The following is a 6,199-nucleotide window of genomic DNA, read 5'->3' on the forward strand; positions in this document are numbered from 1 at the left end:
ATAATAAAAACTGTTTACAACAACGTATAAAATTAATACGCCATTAAATTATGATTAGTATCTTTACATTTGTGGATGGCGTACTAATCTTATACCATCCGTTGGCGTGCATTAGAAAATGACTACGATAGACAAAATAAAACAGGAAATAAAAGCGCAGAATCTTGAAAGCGTAAGCGGAATAGAATCGGACTTGGAATTTCTATTATGGGATTTGAGCGAAATGGACGAACTCAATGCAGGTTATGAAGTTGAGAAATATCACAACGGACATTACGCAATTGGCTCAAACGGCGGACTTGAAATGCTGACTGTGGAATTTGATACTGGAATAGTTTATAGAATCCCATTTATTTCGATTGACAATAGTGAAAAAATAAAAGTATCGGATTCAATAGCTGAACTGACCAAATTAAATTAAAAACGACACGCCAACACTGGCTATAATCCATTGCTCGCTAAATGCTAAACCAAAAAACTGTATATTTAACTTGGCTCGATTCCTACTCCGAAAATCCTACGGATTTTCTCCGCAACGGAATCATAGCCAAACCGTTGCCACCAATTTGAAAAATGAGCGAAATAGAAAATAAATATCTATATCCAGACGAAGCAACGCCTGTATTGAAACACTACTCTGAATTTGACAGTGTTTACGTAGGACTTCTGCCATTTTTCAAACTTGACAAAGAACATTGCGACACGAATAGTTCTAAAAAAGTAATCTCACTCGAAGAAGCTAGAAAAAAGGATGAGATATTCGAAAAAATTGAGAACTACTCAAATATGACTATTTACTCATCCAATGACTGCTATCCAACAGAAGAAGAAATATCTCAAAACGGAAAGAAAGTACTGTGGAATGAGATAATACAAAGCTCAAAACTGAATGATTACAAGGAACTTAATAAAGCCTTAATGACTTCAATCGGAGCTTTTAAAAAGAAACTGGAACGACAAGATCTATTAAAGATTTTAAACCAATATTCAGATAAGAATAACATTTGGCATCCAACAGAAGGCACATTTGACTTCTTCACTAAATCTTCAATTTTTGAATTATTGACACTTATTGGAATTGACGAAGTAGTTGTAGAAGACGAATTTTATGAGAATAAGGAAACTATCGACCTGACTAAATCCACCAAAAGCGACTTCTGCGAGAAAATTGATTTCAAAGATTATTATATCTACGACAAGAATAAATCAATCCTCTTTGCAATCAGTTGGGACTATTTCTTCTATTTCATTGCTATAAACGAGAAAGTCTTTTCAAGAAAAATCATTGAAACACATTTTGAAGGATTTTGGGCTGACGAAAAGTGCAGTCATTTATGGACTTGGGAAGAAGGTGAAATTGACAGACTTCTGAACTCTGAAAATGAAAAAAAACTGGTGGCAACAACGTATAAAAATAATGGCGGAGTTTCTACCAATAAAAAGAAAAGTAATAAAAACAATCTTTGGTCTAAACTGAAAAATTTGTGGTCATAAAACTGCCACTATTCTTATACAAGACCGTTGGCAAACATATAAAAAACGAAAATCTGATTGAACAAAATACCTGGAATAAAAATTATTATTGCATTACCAATTCTGTTTTTGGGATTTCTATTCCTTTTAGGCAGACCTTGGGATAATCCGACAATGAAAGAAATTTATTTGGAAAATTATCAAACTAAAAAAGTCGGAATTGTCAAAAAAACAGAACTTTGGAAAGGCTGTGGACTTTATATAGAATTTGAAAACCCAGATAGGAAATATATTTCTTTTAAGAAAGATACCGCTTCATTTTCTATTGGAAGTGATTGTGAAATTAATGAACAAATACACAGAAAAGATTTTTTTCAAAAACTGCCAAAAAGTAATAAATGTTTTATTATCAGGAAGGACAGTATAATGTTATTTGATTGCGATACTGATTTGGACTTTATTATAGAAAAATACAAAATTCCAATATCTAAAATCAATGGATGGAACTTGAATAGGAATTACAAATGGTTTAAGATGCCATATCAACCAATTGAAAAATATTTAAACAAAGAATATTACGAGAAATATAAAACTGATAATTAAAAATACGTTTGCCAACACCGGCTATAGTTCATTGCTTCTGACTTTCCTATCGGAAAGTCCTCGCAAATTTGCTATCTTCGGTTTACGGCGGAAAATCCTCGCGGATTTTCACGCAACGAAACCATAGCCAAACACGTTAGCAAATATTTAAAACCAAATCAATGAAAAAATTACTACTGATTTTAATTATCCCAATTTTAGCAACAAGTTGTCATTTTAGTAACAAATACCAAAACCGAGAATCTGACAAGCTAGATGCTGAAAAAATAACAACTGAACTTTTTGGCCTTATTAAACAATCTGACTTTGAAAAAGCGACTGAACTTTTTGGCGAGAAATTTTTTAAAGTGACCACAAAAGAGGAATTAATGAAAATTTTTGAGTCGACCCAAAACAAACTTGGCGGATTAAAAAGTACGGAATTGGTTGATTGGAATACAATGGTTTCAGAAGGAGCAATTGAGCAAGGAGTTTACAATCTAAATTATAACTCGGAATTTGAAAATGATAATGCGAAAATCAAACTCACGCTAACAAAAAATAAAAGTGGAGAAATAAAAGTGGTTGGATATAATATTCAATCAAATGCATTTCTGAATTAAAAAACATTTGCTAACACCGGCTATAGTTCATTGCTTCTGACTTTCCTCTCGGAAAGTCCTCGCAAATTTGCTATCTTCGGTTTACAGCGGAAAATCCTCGCGGATTTTCACGCAACGAAACCATAGCCAAACACGTTGTGCTTCATTACAACCAAACACTAACCAATGATAAAATTCTTTAGAAAAATTAGACAAAATAGTATTAAGGAAAACAGGTTTGTTAATTACCTAAAATACGCTTTTGGTGAAATTGTACTTGTTGTTATAGGAATTTTGATTGCACTATCAATTAATAATTGGAATGAATCTAACAAACTGAAAAAAGAAGAAACACTCTACTTAAAAAGATTAAAAATAGATTTAGAAAAAGACACTCTTTATTATAATAACAGCATTGACAGGGCTAATTTATTAATAGTTCGGAACAATCTATTTTTAAAAAAAATCTACGACGTACAAAACTCTATTGATGAATGCAGAGAGTTGATGAATATTCCATTATGGGATTCTGAATACCTTACCATTCAAGACAATACCTACAGGGAACTCGTAAGTTCAGGAAAACTAAATATTATTTCCAATTCAACTTTAAAAGAAGCAGTGATTGATTATCATCGATTAAATGAGTCCAAAGCCAATTATATTAAAGAGTTTAATGAATATTCCAGGGAGCTTTTGGCTAATTATGTTAGTGCTTATCCGGGAACTATAAAAATTACAAGAAATCCAAAAGAGTGGGCCGGAATTTTAAATGACAGAATGTTTCGAATGGAAGACTTTAAATTTCTCAATAATCCTTCAAGTCCTCAATTTCAAAGTTTAGAGGACGTTATTATGGTCTATATAGACAAACATAAAAATTTTATCAATCTATTCGATGAATTAAAAAATAATTCAAAAGATTTATTATCCCAAATTGAAAAAGAATTTAATAAAAAGAAATAACGAAAGCACAACACTGGCTATAATCCATTGCTCACTATGGCAATAAACCAAAAATCGTTACCTTTAACTTGGCTCGATTCCTAATCCGAAAATCCTGCGGATTTTACTCGCAACGGAATCATAGCCAAACCGTTGTGTACAATGCCGAAAATGATCAAGGAACTTAACTTAAAGCTGATTTTACAGGAATGTTTCGCTCTGATTTTTATCATTAGCGGAATAGACAGATTATATGTGGCATTCAACGGAGAAAAATTCGATGCCCTGATTAATGAGAATTGGAAAAAATTTGAATTGCTGACTAATGTACGAATTGGACAATTTTTTGCTAACCAAGCTTATTGGACTTTAGCAATTCTAATAATCGGAATTTTAATTGTTGGACTAATAAACTGGAAAAATAAATTCGGAATTATAAACTCAATAGTAGTTCTGATTCTGACATTTGGAATTTCTGCTACCGGAATTTACTCATCTGGAATTATAAACAGATACCTAAATTATTTTTGTGGAATATTTGCCAAAGGTTATGGAATAGCGTTTTTAATTGGAGGTTTGATTATATTATTAATCGGAATTTTAATTTTATGGAAAACCATTATGATGAATAAAAAGCACAGTACACAACACCGCCTATAGTTCATTGCTACGGAATTTTCTGCCGAAAATTCCTTCCACTTTGCTATCTTTGGTTTACGGCGGAAAGAATCCTGCGGATTTTTCCGCAACGAAACCATAGCCAAACACGTTGTGGTTAATTTAAAAAAAATGCAGTTAACATTTATATTTATCGGAATAATTGGAATTTTGCTTTTGATTTATTCAGTCAGAATTTTAATAAAATCAAGTAAAAATAAACAGTTAGCCGAATTTAATCTTGATTGCGAAACCAAACAAATTGAACTAAATTCAAACGGACTTTATTCTCTCTGTTTTTTGGGAGCTGGATTTGTTGGCAATCAAGGAAAGTTCAAGGCTGAACTTAAATCAGAAAATGGAAATCTAATTAAACTCAATAAAACATTCCCAAATTATCGCTTTCGACAAAATGGAACAATTGGATTAGAATATTGGAATTTTGAAATAAACAAAAAGGGGAAATACACTCTGACTTTTAAAAATTTGACTGATTTAATTGCTAAAAAATCAATGTTGAGTTCAAAGAGAAGGTTTCAGAATAACATTAAAACTGACTCAATAAAAATACTTTTAAAAGAAACTATACCGACAAAGAATAGGATTTTTTCAATAGTAGGTTTAGTAATCGGAATAAACGCTTTGATTTGGGGAATTTTAATAGGACTGACAAATGCGTTCGAATAAAAAAACTAACCACAACACCGGCTATAGTTCATTGCTTCTGACTTTCCTATCGGAAAGTCCTCGCAAATTTGCTATATTCGGTTTACGGCGGAAAATCCTCGCGGATTTTCACGCAACGAAACCATAGCCAAACACGTTGTAGGTAATTTTGACCGAACTATGAAAATACCATTTTACATTCTGATTTTAGCTGTTCTATTTGGTTGCAAATCGACCAAAATAGTTTCGGAACCAATTACTAAAAAAACGGAAATGGAATTTTTTGACAACGGACTTTTAAAAAGCATTGGACAAATTGACTCTGATTTTTTGTCAAAATCGGCTCGAATCGGACTTTGGAGCGAGTTTTATGAAAATGGAAAGTTAAAAGAGACAGGGGAATATGTTGCTGATACGTATACCAATTGCTGTACTGGTGGACTTTGTGATATGGTTTACAGCTATAAAATTGGAGATTGGAGTTACTTCTATAATAACGGACAACTAAAAGCAAAAGGAACTTATAAAACTGGAAAAAAGCATATAAACACAAGTTGTGAAGGTGGTGATGAAATAAACTTTGGTTTTTTAAATGACAGTTGGAAGTTCTACGACAAATATGGAACAGAAATAAATCCGACTGAAAAAGAACTTGAGGAAATGGACAATAACGGAATTATAGATGAGTTTGACGTATCTGGAAAATAAAAAACTACCTACAACACCGTATCCTATGAAAAGCACTAGTCCAGTTTTTCAAAGTTAATATTTATTCTTTTAACTATCTCATTTTAAAATTTTTAAACGTGTTGCATTATGGATGAAGCTATGATTCATCTATAATGCAATACTATATAACTTGCTCCGCATCCTATTTGTGATCAACCCCTTTTGGTCTTCACCAGCATCTGTATGATTATAAGTTATAATAAGCCCAGCCACTTGCTAAAAAAATGTGATCACTTATACGGTGTCACCTACGGTGTTTTGTGATATGGGCCTTGAATACTTCTTTTGTGAGCTTTGTTATTGGTTTTTAAATTATTCTACAACCCCAATTTCATAGGGTATTTCTTTTTTTATAACCGCCAGTGTTCTGCACAATAGCTTTCTGGCTACTTTTATTATGATCTTTTTACTGTCTTTGCCCGAATGCTTGCGATAATAGCTCTGCATCACAGGATCGGTGCGTATGGCCTGCCATGAAGCTTCTATGAAATACGAACGGATCAATCGGTGTGCCCGTGGTGTGATTCCCATGGTCTTGCTGTTAG

Annotated in this window: 8 protein-coding genes and 1 pseudogene; 8 read left to right on the forward strand and 1 reads right to left on the reverse strand. The window is 32.6% G+C overall.

Annotated elements, in window-relative coordinates:
* Positions 1-118 precede the first annotated feature (118 nt).
* The 8 genes from IEW94_RS16625 (at position 119) to IEW94_RS16660 (ending at position 5,633) form a co-directional block, all read left to right on the forward strand.
* Entirely contained in the window at positions 119-421 is a 303-nt protein-coding gene (locus IEW94_RS16625) for a hypothetical protein (RefSeq protein ID WP_188655194.1), read from the forward strand.
* A gap of 152 nt (positions 422-573) precedes the next feature.
* On the forward strand, positions 574-1,494 hold the full coding sequence (locus IEW94_RS16630; RefSeq protein ID WP_188655196.1) for a DUF2711 family protein: 921 nt from the start codon (positions 574-576) through the stop codon (positions 1,492-1,494).
* Positions 1,495-1,551: 57 nt separating this feature from the next.
* Entirely contained in the window at positions 1,552-2,076 is a 525-nt protein-coding gene (locus IEW94_RS16635) for a hypothetical protein (RefSeq protein ID WP_188655198.1), read from the forward strand.
* Between the two features lie 161 nt (positions 2,077-2,237).
* Entirely contained in the window at positions 2,238-2,678 is a 441-nt protein-coding gene (locus IEW94_RS16640; RefSeq protein ID WP_188655200.1) for a DUF4019 domain-containing protein, read from the forward strand.
* Positions 2,679-2,843: 165 nt separating this feature from the next.
* A complete protein-coding gene (locus tag IEW94_RS16645; RefSeq protein ID WP_188655202.1) occupies positions 2,844-3,623 on the forward strand; it encodes a DUF6090 family protein in 780 nt (259 codons plus the stop codon).
* A gap of 150 nt (positions 3,624-3,773) precedes the next feature.
* A complete protein-coding gene (locus tag IEW94_RS16650) occupies positions 3,774-4,262 on the forward strand; it encodes a hypothetical protein (RefSeq protein WP_188655203.1) in 489 nt (162 codons plus the stop codon).
* A gap of 129 nt (positions 4,263-4,391) precedes the next feature.
* Complete coding sequence (locus tag IEW94_RS16655; RefSeq protein WP_188655205.1) at positions 4,392-4,946, forward strand: hypothetical protein; 555 nt, start codon at positions 4,392-4,394, stop codon at positions 4,944-4,946.
* 252 nt (positions 4,947-5,198) lie between these two features.
* On the forward strand, positions 5,199-5,633 hold the full coding sequence (locus tag IEW94_RS16660) for a toxin-antitoxin system YwqK family antitoxin (RefSeq protein ID WP_188655207.1): 435 nt from the start codon (positions 5,199-5,201) through the stop codon (positions 5,631-5,633).
* Between the two features lie 333 nt (positions 5,634-5,966).
* Here IEW94_RS16660 and IEW94_RS16665 read toward each other — a convergent pair.
* Positions 5,967-6,199, reverse strand: a pseudogene (locus IEW94_RS16665) (IS110 family transposase); the annotation flags it as partial.

It is taken from the genome of Yeosuana aromativorans, from assembly GCF_014646655.1.
GTDB classification, from domain to species: Bacteria; Bacteroidota; Bacteroidia; order Flavobacteriales; family Flavobacteriaceae; genus Yeosuana; species Yeosuana aromativorans.

Excerpts from the sequence above, each read along its gene's own strand:
- IEW94_RS16625 (WP_188655194.1), top strand. The coding sequence starts at position 119 with ATGACTACGATAGACAAAATAAAACAGGAAATAAAAGCGCAGAATCTT.
- IEW94_RS16630 (WP_188655196.1), top strand. The coding sequence starts at position 574 with ATGAGCGAAATAGAAAATAAATATCTATATCCAGACGAAGCAACGCCT.
- IEW94_RS16640 (WP_188655200.1), top strand. The coding sequence starts at position 2,238 with ATGAAAAAATTACTACTGATTTTAATTATCCCAATTTTAGCAACAAGT.
- IEW94_RS16645 (WP_188655202.1), top strand. The coding sequence starts at position 2,844 with ATGATAAAATTCTTTAGAAAAATTAGACAAAATAGTATTAAGGAAAAC.
- IEW94_RS16650 (WP_188655203.1), top strand. The coding sequence starts at position 3,774 with ATGATCAAGGAACTTAACTTAAAGCTGATTTTACAGGAATGTTTCGCT.
- IEW94_RS16655 (WP_188655205.1), top strand. The coding sequence starts at position 4,392 with ATGCAGTTAACATTTATATTTATCGGAATAATTGGAATTTTGCTTTTG.
- IEW94_RS16660 (WP_188655207.1), top strand. The coding sequence starts at position 5,199 with ATGGAATTTTTTGACAACGGACTTTTAAAAAGCATTGGACAAATTGAC.